Origin of the sequence: Devosia sp. MC521 (genome assembly GCF_014127105.1) — a bacterium.
Lineage (GTDB): Bacteria > Pseudomonadota > Alphaproteobacteria > Rhizobiales > Devosiaceae > Devosia.
The window spans coordinates 277,227-293,697 of sequence record NZ_CP059902.1 but is presented as its reverse complement, the minus strand read 5'-3'; the positions used below and the strand labels follow the sequence as shown (position 1 = coordinate 293,697).

The window sequence follows — 16,471 nt, the reverse complement described above, 5'->3', positions numbered from 1 at the left end:
AGTCCCGAACACAACATGACGGGACCAGATCTTGCAGATCTATCTGCCGATCGCAGAGCTTTCCGTGAGCCTCTTCTTTCTTGTCGGGATCGGAGGGGCCGTTGGCTTTTTGTCTGGATTGTTCGGCGTTGGCGGCGGTTTCCTTCTCACGCCCCTGCTGATCTTTTCCGGTGTTCCGTCCGCAGTCGCCGTTGCTTCCGTGACCGGACAGGTGGTCGCGGCCTCGACTTCCGGCGCACTCAGCCATTATCGACGCGGCGGCATCGACCTCCATCTCGCCTTCTACCTCATCTGTTCGAGCATACTGGGGGCCTTTGGTGGCGTAGCGGTTTTCTCGGTGCTGCGGGCCAGTGGCCAGCTTGATCTGGTCATCTCTCTCGGCTTTTTAATCCTCTTGGGCTTTGTCGGCACCTTGATGCTGCAAGAAAGCGTGCGTGCCATTCTCAAGCGCCGAAAGGGTGTTGTCGTGGGGCAACGTCAGGCCCACCAGCACACATGGATGCATGGTCTGCCCTGGCGCGTGCGCTTCAAGAAGAGCCGCCTCTACATCAGCGTCATCCCAGTCCTTGTCATCGGCGTTTTCGTTGGCTTTGTTGGCTCGCTTCTGGGCATCGGTGGCGGCTTCATCATGGTTCCGGCGCTGGTCTATCTGCTGCGCGTTCCGGGCAATGTTGTCATCGGCACGTCGCTGGCGCAGGTTGTGGCCATGATGGGTGCGACCACCATCATGCATGCCGTACAAAGTCAGAGCGTTGATATCCTTCTCGCCTTTTGCCTCATGGTCGGCGGCACGGCTGGCGCACAGTTCGGCGCAGCAGCGGGCAAGCATTTGCGCGGAGAACAATTGCGCGGGCTCCTCGCGCTCCTAATCCTCGCCGTCGCGATCCGCTTTGGCCTGGCACTGATCCTGACGCCGGGCGACCCCTATTCCATGGCCGTGACGAGCACGATCCGATGATAAGGCTCCTCGCGTTTGTCCTTGCGGTGTTGATGGTTGTCCCAGTGCAGGCTGAACGCCTCATCTCGGGCATTTCCAACGACACCATTCAGATCACGTCGAGCTTTTCAGGCGAACGTCTCACCTTTTATGGGACCATCGCTCCCGACATTGGCGCGCCCACCAACACTGTGAGCGGCTCCTATCAAGTCGCCATCGTCATTTTGGGACCAACTCAGGATCGCGTCTCGCGCAAGATGACCAATAATTTTGGGTTCTGGATCAACACCGAACAGGTCGAGTTCAAAAACTTCCCGAGCTATTTCCACGTGCTCTCCAGCAAGCGCTTGCTCGATATTACCGACATCGTCACCCTCAACCAAAATGCCATTCTGCCTGAGTCCTACGCTCTGGTGCCGAACCGCGCGGGTTTTCTAAAAACCCTCAATTTCGGTCGCGAATTGATCCGGCTCATGTCCGAAGAAGGGCTCTTCGGCGTGCAGGAGAACGGCGTCGTCTTCATGTCGGATAATTTCTATTCGGCCCAGCTCCAGCTGCCCAGCAGCGCCCCGCCCGGCCCCTATATCGCCCAGACCTATGTGTTCAAGGACGGCCAAGTGGTCGCCCGCAAGTCAGAAGGCTTTGCCGTCCGCAAGATCGACTTTGAACGGTTCGTCGCGCTCTCGGCCGTGCAATACCCACTGCTCTACGGCATCGCCTGCGTTTTCCTCGCCCTCTTTACCGGCTGGCTAGGTGGCGTGCTGTTCCGCCGTTAACCGGCGACAAGCCGCTTTGTCGGCACCGGATAAGTGCGGTCGCGTCCGAGCATGGTCACTTCTAACGAGGGCCAATGAAACAGCCCGGTAAACGCCGAAGATAGGATGTTGATTGCCCCGGTTGAACTGCCATAGGCGGGCAGGATCATCAGACGATTATCATGCACGAAACAGGGTTTTCGTTGTGTCCGCCCGGCCATTGCCACCCGTGCCGCAGGATGCAAGTGCCCAGCAATCATCCCCGGCCGTCCCTTGCGCGGATGGTGGGTGAACACCAAACCATCCATCTCCAGCTCCTCAAGCGACACCCCGCCGATCCCCTGCGGCTCAGGATCGTGATTGCCGGAGAGCCAGAAACACTCAACGGTCTGGCCAATAGCGTCGAGCCGCGCCCGGTCAGCGCCCAACAGCAACTGTGCCGAGTCGGCACGATGGAAACTATCGCCAAGCGACACCAGCCGCTGCGCCCCCACATGCGCAATATCGGCCTCTAACCGGGTGAGCGTCATGCCGGTATCATAGGGCGGCAGCATCTGCCCGCGCCGCGCAAAGCTCGCCATCTTCTCGAAATGCAGGTCCGCCACCAGCAAAGTCTTGCGCGCATGCCAATAGAGCCCACCCGAAGGAAGCGGCTCAAAAGTGTGGCCAGCGAAACGCAAAATCGGCGTCTCCGTCATCGCAATCGTGGGGGCAGCGTAATTCAACAGACCAAGGGAAATTGTTCGATGTCTAAGCGTTGTCTCAATGTAGCAGATTCGATGGCGTCACCGAAGTTCGGCAAATGTCGCGCCCCGCTGCTATCTATGCAAATTGACGTGAGGTCTCAGTCCTCGGTTAACACATTGACGTGCATATGATTTGTAAATTTTGGCCAGTTGAGGTGTCCCATGACTAAGACAATTACACCCGGTGGGATCACCCGCCGACACATGCTTGCTTGGACTGGTGGGACAGCGCTCGCCCTCCTCTTCAGCCAAGCAATCTTGGCAGCAGAACCCATTACGCTCGATCAGTTCATGACCCTGTCGGGTAAGCTTCTGGATCGTGACGGCGCAAGCCTCGTCGGCGATTATGGGCAGAGCTATCGCGATGCCCTCGTTGCCGATGGTCAGGACGCAGCACTTGCGCAGCTGATCTCCGGCACCGCCGACAAAACCCTCGAAAACCGCATCATCACCGGCTGGTATTCCGGCGTCCACCAAACTGCCGATGGCGAAGCGGTCGTCACCTATACCGACGCTCTGATGTGGGAAGCTCTCGACTTCACCAAGCCAATGGGCTGGTGCGGCGGGGAAACTGGGTATTGGTCACAAGTGCCAGAAGGGGAGGCATAAGCCATGGCCGATATTTCCGCAGACGTCATCATCGTTGGTTCGGGCGTTGCTGGGGCCCTCATCGCCGATCAGCTTGCTGGCAAGGGCGTGAGCGTTGCTATCCTCGAAGCGGGCGACGAGGTTGATCGCGCCACCGCCGTCGACACCTTCCAGGCAGCCGCCATTAAAACTCCAGAGTCCGCCTATCCGGTCGGCCCCGATGCCGATCATCCCCTCTCGTGGAACATGGGCTATTACTACCGCCAGAACGGCTCAGATAAGTTCAAGAGCACCTATATCAAGGCGGTCGGCGGCACGACGTGGCACTGGCTCGGCACCGCCATCCGCATGGCCCCCGATGACTTCCAGCTCGCCACCAAGCATGGCAAGGGCGTTGACTGGCCCGTCAGCTATGACGAGCTCGAAAGCTACTATGCCCGCGCTGAAGACGAGCTTGGCGTGTCCGGCGCGGCGGGTTCCCCGCCCTCGGCACACCGCTCCACCGACTTCCCCATGCCCGCCATTCCCCCGACCTATCTCGACAAGGTCTTCAAGGAAAAGCTCGCAGGCTCAATCTACGACGTAACGCCCACGCCACAGGCCCGCAATTCGGTTGATCGTGATGATCGTCCCGGTTGCTGCGGCTCGGCCAGCTGCATTCCCGTCTGCCCGGTACAGGCGAAATATGATGCCACGGTCCATGTGCAAAAAGCCGTCACCAAAGGCGCGACCGTTCACCCAGCGACCACCGCAACCTCGGTTGAAACCGATGCGGATGGCAATGTTGTCGCCGTTCACTTCATGCTGCGCGATGGCACCACCGGCAAAGCCACTGGCAGGCTCTATGTTATCGCCGCTCACGCCATGGAAACCCCGCGTCTGCTGCTTAATTCGGTCAGCGCACACACGCCAAACGGCGTCGCCAATAGCTCCGATCAGGTTGGCCGCAACCTAATGGATCACCCCAGCCAATTGAGTTGGGCTCGCTCCAATGATCCCGTCTGGCCTTATCGCGGTCCGCTCTCCACCTCCGGCATTGAGAACCTCGGCGTTGGCGAATTCCGGTCCGATCGTGGTGCCTTCCGCATCGAAATTGGCAATGACGGCCACTCCTGGCCCACAGGCGCGCCGATCAGCACGGTTTCAGCGCTCGTCGAAAAAGGCCTTCGCGGCGCCGAACTCGATAAGGCTCTCAAGGCCGAAGCCTCTCGCCATGTGCGCCTCGCCTCGCTGGTCGAGCAACTGCCTGATCCCGAAAACCGCATCACGCTGCACCCGACCGAAAAGGACAAATACGGCGTGCCGCTGCCGCAAATCACCTATTCGGTTGATAGCTATGTGAAGGCCGGGCTCGAAGCTGCCGCCAAGGCGCACCAAGACATCTTCGATGCTTTGGGCACCACGGAAGTGCATCACGCCGACGATTTTAATGGCTCAGGCCACATCATCGGCACCTGCCGCATGGGGACCGATCCAAAGACCTCAGTCGTCGACCAGCACCTGCGCAGCCACGACCACAAGAACCTCTTCATTGCCGGTTCTGCAGTCTTCCCAACCTCTGCAACGGCCAATCCAACGCTGACCATCGCCGCGCTAAGCCTACGCGCTGCCGAAACCATTCTGGCCGATCTCGGCGCATAAACACCAAGGGCGAGGGAGAACAAAGCTCCCTCGCCCTATTCCTTGATTACCCCGAGCGCCTCCTCGAGCAGCTCGTTGGCCGCCTCCGCCATAGCGCTTTCACGCCCCTCCCCAAAAATTGGCTCCTTGCCAATGTCCAAGAGGATCGGCACCGCCAGCGGCGAGACACGCTCGAGCGGCTTGTGCACGATGTGCGAGCGCACACGCGTCAGCATCTGCCCCAGACGCTCAATGTCCAAGAGCCCTCTCGCTGCGTCGTGGCGCGTCGCTTGAATGAGAATGTGGTCCGGCTCGTGCTGATAGAGCACGTCGTAAATCAGATCCGCGCTCATGGTGATCTGCCGGCCGGTCTTTTCCTTGCCCGGATGCCGCCGCTCGATCAGCCCCGCGATAATGGCGCAGTTGCGGAACGTCCGCTTCATCAGCGCGCTTTCATCGAGCCAGGATTCGAGGTCATCCCCCAGCATGTCCTCGTCGAACAGCTCATCAAGCGAAAGCCGTCCCGTGCGGATCAACGCCGAAAGATCACCCAGTCCCCAAATCGCCAACGAATATTCTGACGCCACAAACCCCAAAGGCCGCGCCCGCATGCGTTCGAGGCGTCGGGTTAGGAGCATGCCCAAGGTTTGATGGGTCAATCGTCCCTCAAAGGGATAACACACCAGATAGTTCTGCGCCCCGCGCGGAAACGTCTCCACCAGCAGGCTGTCTCGTTTGGGCAGGACCGACACCTCCTTCTGCAGGGTCAGCCACTCGCCCACTTGCGCGGGCAGCTTATGCCACTCATCCGGACTATCCATGATGCGGCGGACACGCGACGCCAGATAGGTCGTCAGCGGAAACCGTCCCCCATTATAGCTTGGCACCTTGGGGTCTTTATCGAAGGACCGAGAGACGAAAGCCTCATTGTCCTTCATGCCCTCAAAGGCCAGCACTTCGCCCGAGAAGATGAACGTGTCCCCCGGCAGCAGCGTGCCGAAGAAATATTCCTCCATTTCCCCCAGCACGCGCCCCCCTGCCCCAATTGGCCCGGTAGATTTTCCCTTTTTCAATCCGCGCGCGCGAATGAGCCTGACGCGCACCATCGGCTCTTCAATGATGGTGCCGATGTTGAGGCGGTATTGTTGCGCGATCTGAGGATGAGAAATGCGCCAGCGCCCATCCTCTGCTTGCCGCAGCCGCGCATAGCGCTCATAGGCGCGCAGGGCATAGCCACCCGTCGCGACGAAATCGAGAATGCGATCAAACAGAACACGCGTCAGCTCGCGATAGGGCCAAGCGGTCAGTATTTCTGCATAAAGATCATCCGCCAAAAACGGCTCTGCACATGCCATGCCCAACACATGCTGGGCCAACACATCATAGCCACCGGGATGCGGGTCCTCGCTGTCTTGCTGCCCTTCACTGACGGCCTCCACCGCCGCCTCGCATTCCAACACTTCAAAACGGTTGGACGGCACCAGCAAGGCTTTCGACGGATCATCGAGCCTATGATTGGCGCGGCCAATCCGCTGCAGCATACGCGAAGACCCCTTTGGCGCCCCCACTTGCACCACCAAATCGACGTCGCCCCAGTCGATGCCCAGATCGAGCGTTGAGGTACACACCACCGCCTTGAGCTTGCCTTCGGCCATAGCCGCTTCCACTTTGCGCCGCTGCTCCACAGACAGTGACCCGTGGTGCAGGGCAATGGGCAACATCTCCTCGTTAATGTCCCACATGCCTTGAAACAGCATTTCGGCTTGCGAGCGCGTATTGACGAAGAGAAGCGTCGTCTTGTGTCGCTTGATGATCTCGTAAAGCTCACCTCGCGCATAGGCCGCCGAGTGTCCCGCCCACGGCAGGCGTTCTTCGGTCTCCAAAATTCCAAGCTCTGGTGCGGCTCCGCCTTTCATATGCAATAGGTCCGTCCGCCGCCCCTGCGTTGGTTGCGCAATCCAATCACGCAGCAGGTCAGGGCGCGCCACCGTCGCGCTGAGTGCGGTAATGCGCAGATCGGGCGAGAGCTTGGCCAGCCGCGATAGGCCGAGGGATAAAAGCTCCCCGCGCTTGCTCGTCACCAGAGCATGCAATTCATCGAGCACCACGCGCTTGAGGCACCCGAACATCAAGTCCGCATGCGGATGAGAAATCAGCAGCGCCAATTGCTCGGGGGTGGTGAGCATGATGTGGGGCGGTTTCGCCCTCTGCCGCGCGCGTTTGGCGGCCGATGTATCGCCGGTGCGCGCTTCCACTGTGATGGGCAGCCCCATCTCGGCAATGGGCGTCGAGAGGTTGCGCTGCACGTCCACAGCCAGCGCTTTGAGGGGCGAAATGTAGAGCGTATGCAGCCCGTCAAACCGCCCATCGACCAATTCGACGAGGCTCGGCAAAAAACCCGCTAAAGTTTTACCGGCACCGGTAGGCGCAATAAGCAATTGCGACGCGCCGGATTGATAGCTTTCCAACACATCCATTTGGTGCTGGCGCGGGGACCAACCTCGTGTGGTGAACCAATTTTCAATGATCGAGGGGAGCTGCGTTTTAGTCACTATCAGCCTCTCCGCCCCCGAAACGGGTTCCGGTGAATTCCCAGAACTGTGACCACTGCATGGCAAATGTCGCAAAACTTGGCAAAGAGCACCTACTGCAAAGCAAAGAAAACCCTATATGATGCCGACATCCAAGCCAAACGGAGTGGCATTATGACAGAAGACTCTTCCCCCTACGCGCGTTCCGGTCTGGAGCGCTTGCTTGGTGGTCGGCCGCTATCTGTTGCGATCAAGCTTGTGCTCCTGTCCGCGCTCGCTGGCTTCTTCATGACCATGTTCGGTTTTAACGCTGCCGATCTGTTCAACAGCATTGCGGGCTTGATTGAAGATGCGCTGCGCGATAGTGGCGGGTTAGTGCGACAGGTTGTCGCCTACATTATCACCGGTGCGGCGGTCGTCGTCCCGATCTGGCTCATCATCAGGCTCACGAAAGCGCGCTAAATATGGTCGATACGCTCCACCTCACGCCGCAGCTAACAATAGAGCGGTTGGTTCAGCATATCCATAATATGCAGGGTGCAGCCCGGGGCAAGCGGATCGCCGTCGGCTTTGTTGGCGGTCCCGGTGCAGGCAAATCAACGATCGCGGCTCAAGTCGTAGCCGCGCTCAATGCGACCCAACCGGGCATGTCAGCGCTTGTTCCTATGGATGGCTTCCATATGAAACACGCCAAGATCGTGTCGCTGGGACTAGAAGACCGCAAAGGCGCGCCCCACACATTCGAGGGCGCAGCCTTCGTTTCATTCCTGTCCGATCTCAAAACGGCAACGGGTAGCGTCGACGTCCCCGGCTATAGTCGCAAGATTGAAGACACGGTGGACAAGGCATTCACAGTGCCGCCGGAGGTTCACACGCTCATCATCGAGGGCAATTAGTTGCTGCTCGGCGATGCGCCGTGGTCGGCAGTGCGCGACCTTCTCGATTATGCGGTCTTCATTCACGTCGATCGCGAGTTGGTCAAAGCGCGCCTCCTCAGACGACACGGCGAAGAAGGGCTCTTCACCGAAGAGCGTAATCGCGCCCACATCGAGCGCAATGATCTGCCAAACTTTGACCTCGTCGATAAAACGCGTGACCGCGCAGACCTCGTAATCGAGCTCAACGTGTCGCAGTAGGGTGACAGGGCCCACTTCGGCCTGATAGGGCAGACGCTCAACTATTGAGTTCTACAATGTCTGCCCGCCCCCAACATCCGTTCACCGTTCGCCACCGCGACGTGTGGGCGATTGCCCTGCCCGCCTGTATTGCCTTCATCACCGAACCACTCGTAGGTCTCGTCGACATTGCCGTCATCGGTCGCTTGGGCGATGCGGCCATGCTGGGCGGTCTCGTGTTGGGCGCACTGCTCTTCGACTTCCTGTTTTCCCTGGCCTATTTCCTGCGCATTGGCACAGCGGGTCTGGTCGCTCAGTCCATCGGCGCTAAAGACCCGCGAGACGGGCTTTTGCATGTGTCGCGTTCGCTGATTTTGGGCGTCGGCATCGGCCTTTTCATGATCGTTCTATCACCGGCCATTCTGTGGGTCGGGATGACCAGTCTCGCCCCTGAGGCGCCGGTCGCTGCAGCGCTATCTGACTATTTCTACTGGCGCATCTGGTCTGCACCCTTCTCGCTGATCAACTACGCACTTCTCGGCTGGTTCTATGGACGCGCCTCGGCCAAAACCGGCATGATGCTGCAATTGCTGCTGCATCTGATCGACATCACGCTTTCCGTCCTCTTCGTTCACGGCTTCGGCTGGGGCGTGCCCGGTGCGGCCTTTGGCACGGTTATCGGACAGGCGATTGCCGCCACTGTTGGTCTCTCCATCCTGGTCAAATATTACGGCGGGATCGGCGCCCTCATTAGCCGAATTGCGCCAGGCGAGTTGAGCGATGGCGTTGCCGTCAAACGCATGTTTGGCCTCAGCCGCGACATCACCATCCGCTCCGTTGCCTTGATGAGTGCTTATGGGTGGTTTGCGGCCCAAGGCACTCGCATGGGCGAAATACCCCTTGCCGCCAATGCGGTCCTGCTCAACCTGCTTATGGTCATCGCCTATTTCCTCGATGGCATTGCCCAGTCGGCCGAACAGCTTGCAGGTAAAGCTGTGGGGGCCAATTGGCGTCCAGCTTTTGACAGCGCCTACAAGCTCTCCATGCTCTGGGGATTTGGCATTTCTCTGGTGCTGGGCCTGGCGTGGTATCTGTCGGGGCCATGGGTCATCGGCTTTATGACGACCAATCCCGATGTACAGGCTTATGCGCTCCACTATCTGCCGATAGCCGCTGCTTGCACCATCACCTTTATGCCCGCGTTTGTTTATGACGGCATTCTGGTGGGCACGACCCAGAACGTCGTCATGCGCAACGGCATGCTGGCCTCTCTGGTGGTCTTTGGCGCTGCCGCAGTGATCTTGCAGCCGCTCATCGGCAACTGGGGCCTATGGGGCGCTTTGCACCTCTGGTTCGTTGCCCGTGGCCTCATCTATTTCTTCGCCATCGAAAAGCGAAAGGCGGAACTTTTCAGCCCCGCCTCGTAAAATCGCAAATCTGGAGCTGGTCGCTTAAAGGCGACCAGCCGCCCAATCATTGGTCTTGGTGCCGACGAATTCGGAAATGTTCTTCTTTCCAGCGTTCCGGACTTCGCTCACCAGGCCCGCCTTGATCCGGTCGAGCAGATCAAGCCCGCCAAACACCATCGCCGAATAGAGCTGGATTGCATTCGCACCAGCCTCAAATTTGGCCAGTGCGGTCTGCGCGTCATGGATCCCACCAACACCCACCAGAGGCAGATCGCCAACACGCTGACGCATCTGCGCAAGGCGCTGTGTTGCGAGTGAGAAGAGCGGCTTGCCCGAAAGCCCACCCATTTCTGTGGCATTGCTCATGCCCGCCACCGGATCACGACCGATGGTTGTATTTGAGACAATAACGCCATCGAGATCGGTCGCCAGAATAACTCGGGCAATCGCGTCCATCGCCGCCTCATCCAGATCGGGGGCAATTTTGAGCAAGACCGGCACGCGCTTTTTCGCCTTGGCGCGCGCATCGAGCACTTCACCTAAAAGACGGGTCAGCGCTTCGTCCGTTTGCAAGTTTCTCAGGCCCGGTGTGTTAGGCGAGGAGATATTGACGGTGAGATAGTCAGCCAGTTCGGCGAAGCGGTTCACCCCGAGCACGTAATCGGCCACGAAGTCCTCGCTATCCTTGTTCGCGCCAATGTTGACGCCCAAAGATGCCGGCACTTGGACACTCCTGAGTCTCTCAAAGGCCACATCGTGCCCCTCGTTATTAAAGCCCATACGGTTGATCACACCCTGCGCTTCGGTCACGCGGAAAAGGCGTGGCTTTGGGTTGCCCACCTGTGGGCGTGGCGTCACCGTACCGATCTCGGTCATGCCAAAACCCAAAAGCGCTAACTGCCGTGGCACCTCGGCATTCTTGTCAAAACCAGCGGCCATGCCGATTGGGTTCGTGAGCTTAAGGCCACACAAATCCGTCGCCAATTCTGGCGCGTCAGGCCCCTGCTGCTGGGGCGAAAGTCCCATGCGCAGCGCGGTGATCGTCGCGCCATGGGCCGTTTCCGGATCCATCTTCATCAGCGCATTGAGCGTCAAATTCGAGAGTAACTTACTGCGCAACAAGGGAGAAAAAGCAGAAAGGATCACTGTGCAGCCTCCGGCAGTTCGGTATTGCCTTCGCTATCAACGCTGATGGTCGCTTCCCAAGCAACGGCACTGAGCGGCAGCGGGCGATTATAAAGATGGGGGAATAGAGCGCCCCCACGAGAAGGCTCCCAAACAAGGTTCGACCCGGCGAGATCGGCAGTCCGAATGGCCAGAAGCACGAGCCCTGATTGCCCACGGAAGTGACGGCTAAGCGTTTCTTTGAGCTGATCAATTGTCGAAAAATGCATATAGCCATCGCTTGCATCAATCGGCATCCCGGCATAGGAACCCGTCGCTCTGGAAGGAGCATAAGACTGCTCCGTCGCGACTTTATAAATGAACTCGAGGTTCGGACTGACTTGGGACATTTGGGGGCTCGTACGCGGGGGAGTTCGTGCCGGGGTAGCGGGGAAACGCCCACTTTACAAGGCCTCAGAGCCGGATTAGCCTAGGACACAATTCTTGGCATAAGACCAATGTCCTGTGAGGGCACGCTGATGCTCACACATCGCACTATCTGGGATGGGATCGACTCGCTGGCGCGGCGTCATGGTCTCTCGGTGTCCGCTCTCGCGAAAATGGCCGGACTTGATGCGACCGCTTTCAATGTCTCGAAACGGGTCAGCAAAGACGGTCGCGAACGCTGGCCATCCACTGAAAGCATTGCCAAAATCCTTGAGGCGACTGGCGAAACGCTCGACAGTTTTGAGAACGGCTCCGGCTCGTACAGCCAGCATGCCGGTTTTGCCGAACCGCCCCCAGCCGTCATCCCCCTGCTCGGCCTAGCGCAAGCGGGAACAGGCGGTTTCTTCGATAGCGCTGGTTTCCCTGCGGGCCGAAACTGGGACGAAGTCGAGCTTCCTGTCTCCACCGAGCGCGGCATCTATGCCCTTGAAATTCATGGCGATAGCATGGAGCCCGTCTATCGTGAGGGAGACCGGGTTGTCGTCTCACCGACCGAGCAGGTCCGTCGTGGGGACCGCGTTGTCGTGCGCACCCATGATGGGGAGGTCATGGCAAAAATCCTCCACCGGCAATCCGCTAAGCAGTTGGAGCTGCATTCAGCCAATCCAAACTATCCGCCCCGCGTGTTCGAGCTCAAAGACATCGATTGGATCGCCCGCATCATCTGGGCCAGCCAATAAAAAACGCGCCCGGATCGTTTGACCCGAGCGCGTTGATTGGTGTTGCAAGTCGAGGGCCTAGCTCTGCAGTTCGCCTGCGAGAGCGCGGCCGATCAGCTTGCGGGTGTTCTCAATGCCATAGAGCGCTGCAAACGAGCCGAAGCGCGGACCGCGTTCCTGGCCGATCAGCACCTGATAGAGCATCTGGAAGAAGTCGCCCGATACGCCGGGACCGCCAGTTGGCCCCTTCTTCGTATGATCCTGATAGCGCTCGATGTTGCGAGCAACGTCGAGAGCTGCGTTCTGGATGTCTTCGTTGGAAGAGTCCGCAGGAAGTTCGGCGAAAGCTGCCGAAACAGCTTCGAGCGCTGCGCGTTCGACATCGTCTGGCGCGCGATAGTTCTTCTTCACGAAGTCGCGGAAGTAGGCCATGGCGTAGCCAACCAGCGCATCGAGATGCGGATGGGTTGCCGCCGAAACGCCCGGTGCATAGGCCGAGATATAGCCCCACATGACTTCTGGCGTTTCCGGATTGGAAGCCGTTGCCAGATTGAGCAGCAGTGCGAAAGTGATCGGCATGTCGATCTTCGGCACATCGCCGTAGTGGACATGGAACGCCGGGTTTTCAACGCGTGCGGCCGCATCCTGCTTTTCGAAGGCAGCAACGAACTGCGCATATTCATCCACGGCGCGCGGGATGACATCAAAGTGCAGACGCTTAGCGACGCGCGGCTTCTGGAACATGTAGAGCCCGAGGCTCTCGGTCGGCGCATAGGTCAGCCATTCGTCGATGGTCAGGCCATTGCCCTTTGACTTCGAGATTTTCTGGCCTTCGGAATCCAGGAACAGCTCGTACACATAGTGTTCTGGAGGCGTGCCACCGAGGATCGCGCAGATCTTGTCGTAGATGTGCTGATTGGTCTGGTGGTCCTTGCCGAACATTTCAAAGTCGACGCCGAGGGCGGCCCAGCGCATACCGAAGTCCGGCTTCCACTGGAGCTTAACGTTACCGCCCTTGATCGAGACGGTCGTGTCACGACCATCTTCATCGGTGAAGGTCACGGTGCCATTCTTGGCATCGACTTCCTTCATCGGCACGTAAAGCACGCGGCCCGAAATTGGCGAGATCGGTAGGAATGGCGAATAGGTTGCCTGGCGTTCCGCGCCAAGGCTCGGCAGCATAACGCCCATGATATCATCATAGCGTTCAGCCGCGCGCAGCAGCACTTCGTCAAACTTGCCGGACTTGTAATAGTCGGTGGCGCTGGCGAATTCGTAGTCGAACCCGAAGGTGTCGAGGAAACGACGCAGCATGGCGTTATTGTGCTCGCCAAAGCTGTTGTATTCGTTGGTCCACGGATCAGGCACCGCCGTCAGCGGCTTTTGCAGATGCGGCTCCATGGCTTCCTTGGAAGGCACGGTGTCCGGAATCTTGCGCATGCCGTCCATGTCGTCGGAGAAGCACAGCAGACGGGTTGGGATTTGGTCACGGGTCAGCAGGCGGAACGCAGTACGCACCATGGTGGTACGCGCGACTTCGCCAAAGGTGCCGATATGCGGCAGGCCCGAGGGGCCATAACCGGTCTCAAAAAGGGCTTCCCCTTTGCCCGATTTTTCCAACCGTTTGACCAGTTTACGGGCCTCTTCGAAGGGCCAAGCGCGAGCCGTCTGTGCGGGCTCGAAGAAATCGGGGTCAAGTGGAGGTAAAGCGGCGGGCGACACAGGGATTGTGGCCTTTCGAAAACACGGGGAACGATAAGGCTTGGTGTGTTGCACTCTATCTGCGCCGCGTCAATGACGCAGGTGGTTGCAGATCGACCGAACCGCACCTAGTTTTGTGCGCAACGATCTCAGGAGGCCATTTATGCCGTCGCCCATTCAGGATGCGCTTATTCACATTATGATCATTGCTGCATCCTCGGATGCCACAATCACTGAGCGGGAATTGAACCGGATCGAAGCCCTTGTCGGTCGCTTGCCGGTTTTTGCCGGGTTTGATCGCACCCGCCTCACCGACGTCGCCAATGACTGTGCTGATGTGCTCAATAGCGACGATGGACTGGACCTCGCGCTCGACAAGGCGCTCTTGGCTATCCCGACAAAACTGCAGGACACGGCTTACGCACTCGCCGTTGAGGTCACCGCTGTCGATCTTCAGTTGGAACAGGAAGAGCTGCGGTTCTTGGAAATGCTGCGCGATCGCCTGACGCTAGATCGCCTCACCACCGCCGCAATCGAAGTGGCCGCCCGCGCCCGGCACCGCAGACTGCCTGATTAGTAGAACCCAACAGGGAACCAACGCAGATAGAGCTCATCAAGCGTGCCATTGTCCTTGAGGCGCACCAACGCCCAATCAATGGCATGTCGGATTTTGTCCTGTCCGGCGCGCACGCCCACGGCCAGACCTTCGCCAAACTGGTTGGGACGGAAATACGGCTCGCTGGCAAAATTACAGCAGGCGGGGTTATCGTTGAGCCAGAAGGCCGCGCGCATGGCGTCGCCGAAATAGGCTTTGACCTCGCTTGCCGCGAGCGCTGCAAGCGCCTCCCCTTCCGAGGCAAAAGCGACGCGTGCGGCTGTTGGAAAATACTGATTCAAAAACGCGTCATGGGCGCTACCGTCGCGCACACCAACTTTGAGCGCTGCCAAAGCATTTTGGTCAAAGCCGTCGACGTCTTCGGCACGCGTGACGAACCGTCCCGGCAAAGCCAGATAGATCGCTGAAAAATCAATCGCGCCCGCGGTCTCTGGCGTCATCGCGACACCAGCGATAACAGCATCACCCTGATTGTCCTCCAAGGCCGACACGACCTGATCCCACGGCCAAGCCTGTATGGTGCAGGCGATGTCGATCTCGGTACAGATCCGTCGCGCCAGATCAATATTGTACCCAACGACCTCCCCCGCGCTGTCGCGGAAGTTGAAGGGGGGAAAATCTGTCGTTGTTAGAAACCGTATAGCCGGAACCGGCTGCAAATCGGGCAAGATTTCACGCGCATCGGCATCGGCGTGATTTGGCAATAATTGCGCCGAGGCGGGGCTTACCAAGAAAGCGGCGAACAGGCCGAGCGCGAAACACCCAACCCATTGCCCTGCTCTGCTGCGCATCCCCCGCCTCGGCATGATCACTTAAACCTGGTCGAGGCCATACATAAGGTCGGCAATCAGATCATCAGGATCTTCAAGGCCAACCGACAACCGCACCAGACCCGGCGTCACACCAGTCGAGAGGCGAACCTCTTCGGTCAGTCGCGCATGGGTGGTCGTGCGCGGGTGGGTAATGAGCGATTTGGCGTCGCCCAGATTGTTGGAAATCAGCGCCACAGCGAGACTATCGCAGAAGGCAAATGCGCCGTCCTGACCGTTCTTGACGTCGATCGCAAGCAGCGAAGACCCGCGCTTCATCTGGCTCTTGCCCAGCTCATATTGCGGGTGGCTTGGGTGATGCGGATAGATCACGTGATTGACCTTAGGATGGTCTGCAAGCGCTGCCGCAATCTTTTCCGCACTGTCGGTCATGCGTTCGACACGCAACGCATAAGTTTCAAGACCTTTGAGCATAACCCAAGCGTTGAACGCGCTCAGCGTTGCGCCTGTCTGGCGCAAGAAGGTGTGCACGTCACCTTCAATGATTTCCTTGCTGCCCAACACGATGCCACCCAGAACGCGGCCCTGCCCATCGATGTGCTTGGTCGCCGAATAGGTGACGAGATCTGCGCCAAGGGTCAGCGGGTTCTGGTAAAGCGCTGTGGCGAACACATTGTCCACAATCAGCTTAGCGCCATGCGCGTGAGCGATTTCAGCGACAGCCTTGATATCAACCAGTTCCAAAGTTGGATTGGTTGGCGTTTCGATAAACACCACCTTGGTGTTCGGGCGCATCGCACGCGCAAAGTTTTCCGGATCGCGACCATCGACCAGCGTCGATTCCACGCCAAAACGTGGGGCGTAGTCTTCAACAACGAAACGGCAGCCGCCAAAAAGAGCTTGCGCGGCAACGATATGATCGCCAGCGCGTACTTGGCTCATCACCGCATTGGTCACAGCGGCCATGCCCGACGCAAAAGCGCGGCCCGCTTCCGCGCCTTCCAGAAGCGCCATACGCTCTTGGAACATGTCGACGGTCGGGTTAGCGAAACGCGAGTAATTATGGCCAGGGAATTTGTTGAGGAACAAATCTTCGGCGTGCTGGGAGTTGGGGTAGGAATAGCCGGAGTTCAGAAACAGCGCTTCACTGGTTTCATTGAAATCTGTGCGCTTACCGCCACCATGGACCAGCCGCGTCGCTGCCGACTGCTTGCTTGGATCGAGGAGGGGATTGTGGTCTCTAGACATTTCAGCGCCTTTAAACAGAAAAACCGGCTCGCATAGGGCGGCCGGATCCCAAACGGTCCTTAGCGATTTGTTTCATGTGGCTGCAAGCGACCGGCCAAATCACCACAGCCGAGATTAAACGGCATCAGCGCTGTGGCGTCAATTCCTCGGGTTTGCTAGGAGAAC

At 58.7% G+C, this 16,471-nt stretch carries 17 protein-coding genes and 1 riboswitch; of the genes, 10 read left to right on the top strand and 7 right to left on the bottom strand.

Annotated elements, in window-relative coordinates:
- The first annotated feature begins 31 nt into the window (after positions 1–31).
- Both H4N61_RS01370 and H4N61_RS01365 read left to right on the top strand, forming a co-directional pair.
- Positions 32–958, top strand: a complete 927-nt coding sequence (locus H4N61_RS01370; RefSeq protein WP_169196163.1) for a sulfite exporter TauE/SafE family protein — start codon at positions 32–34, stop codon at positions 956–958.
- The gene (locus tag H4N61_RS01365; RefSeq protein WP_182394789.1) at positions 955–1,713 is read left to right on the top strand and encodes a TIGR02186 family protein; all 759 of its coding nucleotides are present in this window, start codon (positions 955–957) and stop codon (positions 1,711–1,713) included. The genes H4N61_RS01370 and H4N61_RS01365 overlap by 4 nt, the downstream gene beginning before the upstream one ends.
- On the opposite strand, the gene pdeM is transcribed toward H4N61_RS01365, so the two are convergent.
- Positions 1,710–2,390: a ligase-associated DNA damage response endonuclease PdeM gene (gene pdeM, locus H4N61_RS01360; RefSeq protein ID WP_182394788.1), complete on the bottom strand. Its 681-nt coding sequence runs from the start codon at positions 2,388–2,390 to the stop codon at positions 1,710–1,712. The two genes, H4N61_RS01365 and pdeM, sit on opposite strands and share 4 nt — an antisense overlap.
- A gap of 210 nt (positions 2,391–2,600) precedes the next feature.
- Between pdeM and H4N61_RS01355 the strand changes: the two genes are divergently transcribed.
- Both H4N61_RS01355 and H4N61_RS01350 read left to right on the top strand, forming a co-directional pair.
- Positions 2,601–3,047: a sugar dehydrogenase complex small subunit gene (locus tag H4N61_RS01355; protein ID WP_182394787.1), complete on the top strand. Its 447-nt coding sequence runs from the start codon at positions 2,601–2,603 to the stop codon at positions 3,045–3,047.
- Positions 3,048–3,050: 3 nt separating this feature from the next.
- On the top strand, positions 3,051–4,667 hold the full coding sequence (locus H4N61_RS01350) for a GMC family oxidoreductase (protein WP_182394786.1): 1,617 nt from the start codon (positions 3,051–3,053) through the stop codon (positions 4,665–4,667).
- A 35-nt stretch (positions 4,668–4,702) separates the two neighbouring features.
- Here the strand turns inward: H4N61_RS01350 and H4N61_RS01345 are convergent, their stop codons facing one another.
- Positions 4,703–7,198, bottom strand: coding sequence for a ligase-associated DNA damage response DEXH box helicase (locus tag H4N61_RS01345; protein ID WP_248306550.1), 2,496 nt, complete (start codon positions 7,196–7,198; stop codon positions 4,703–4,705).
- A gap of 153 nt (positions 7,199–7,351) precedes the next feature.
- Between H4N61_RS01345 and H4N61_RS01340 the strand changes: the two genes are divergently transcribed.
- Genes H4N61_RS01340 through H4N61_RS01325 form a run of 4 tightly spaced genes read left to right on the top strand, consistent with a single transcriptional unit; the run spans position 7,352 to position 9,719 of the window.
- A complete protein-coding gene (locus tag H4N61_RS01340; RefSeq protein ID WP_182394785.1) occupies positions 7,352–7,639 on the top strand; it encodes a DUF6460 domain-containing protein in 288 nt (95 codons plus the stop codon).
- Positions 7,640–7,641: 2 nt separating this feature from the next.
- Positions 7,642–8,073 (top strand): hypothetical protein, encoded by a 432-nt coding sequence (locus H4N61_RS01335; RefSeq protein ID WP_182394784.1) that lies wholly within the window; start codon positions 7,642–7,644, stop codon positions 8,071–8,073.
- Complete coding sequence (locus H4N61_RS01330) at positions 8,074–8,313, top strand: hypothetical protein (protein ID WP_182394783.1); 240 nt, start codon at positions 8,074–8,076, stop codon at positions 8,311–8,313.
- Between the two features lie 56 nt (positions 8,314–8,369).
- The gene (locus H4N61_RS01325) at positions 8,370–9,719 is read left to right on the top strand and encodes an MATE family efflux transporter (RefSeq protein ID WP_182394782.1); all 1,350 of its coding nucleotides are present in this window, start codon (positions 8,370–8,372) and stop codon (positions 9,717–9,719) included.
- A gap of 24 nt (positions 9,720–9,743) precedes the next feature.
- Here H4N61_RS01325 and H4N61_RS01320 read toward each other — a convergent pair whose 3' ends face one another.
- Positions 9,744–10,847, bottom strand: coding sequence for a quinone-dependent dihydroorotate dehydrogenase (locus H4N61_RS01320; protein ID WP_248306549.1), 1,104 nt, complete (start codon positions 10,845–10,847; stop codon positions 9,744–9,746).
- Positions 10,844–11,215: a DUF952 domain-containing protein gene (locus tag H4N61_RS01315; RefSeq protein ID WP_182394781.1), complete on the bottom strand. Its 372-nt coding sequence runs from the start codon at positions 11,213–11,215 to the stop codon at positions 10,844–10,846. The genes H4N61_RS01320 and H4N61_RS01315 overlap by 4 nt, the downstream gene beginning before the upstream one ends.
- Positions 11,216–11,344: 129 nt before the next feature.
- Here H4N61_RS01315 and H4N61_RS01310 point away from each other — a divergent pair, with 129 nt between their 5' ends.
- On the top strand, positions 11,345–11,992 hold the full coding sequence (locus tag H4N61_RS01310; protein ID WP_182394780.1) for a helix-turn-helix transcriptional regulator: 648 nt from the start codon (positions 11,345–11,347) through the stop codon (positions 11,990–11,992).
- Between the two features lie 57 nt (positions 11,993–12,049).
- Here the strand turns inward: H4N61_RS01310 and H4N61_RS01305 are convergent, their stop codons facing one another.
- A complete protein-coding gene (locus tag H4N61_RS01305) occupies positions 12,050–13,693 on the bottom strand; it encodes a lysine--tRNA ligase (RefSeq protein WP_182394779.1) in 1,644 nt (547 codons plus the stop codon).
- A 142-nt stretch (positions 13,694–13,835) separates the two neighbouring features.
- Between H4N61_RS01305 and H4N61_RS01300 the strand changes: the two genes are divergently transcribed.
- Complete coding sequence (locus H4N61_RS01300) at positions 13,836–14,249, top strand: tellurite resistance TerB family protein (RefSeq protein ID WP_169196175.1); 414 nt, start codon at positions 13,836–13,838, stop codon at positions 14,247–14,249.
- On the opposite strand, the gene H4N61_RS01295 is transcribed toward H4N61_RS01300, so the two are convergent.
- Together H4N61_RS01295 and metZ are read right to left on the bottom strand one after the other, a co-directional pair.
- On the bottom strand, positions 14,246–15,079 hold the full coding sequence (locus H4N61_RS01295; protein WP_169196176.1) for a transporter substrate-binding domain-containing protein: 834 nt from the start codon (positions 15,077–15,079) through the stop codon (positions 14,246–14,248). The two genes, H4N61_RS01300 and H4N61_RS01295, sit on opposite strands and share 4 nt — an antisense overlap.
- Positions 15,080–15,100: 21 nt before the next feature.
- Positions 15,101–16,306, bottom strand: coding sequence for an O-succinylhomoserine sulfhydrylase (gene metZ / locus H4N61_RS01290; protein ID WP_169196177.1), 1,206 nt, complete (start codon positions 16,304–16,306; stop codon positions 15,101–15,103).
- A gap of 41 nt (positions 16,307–16,347) precedes the next feature.
- Positions 16,348–16,422: riboswitch (SAM riboswitch) on the bottom strand.
- Positions 16,423–16,471: the final 49 nt, after the last annotated feature.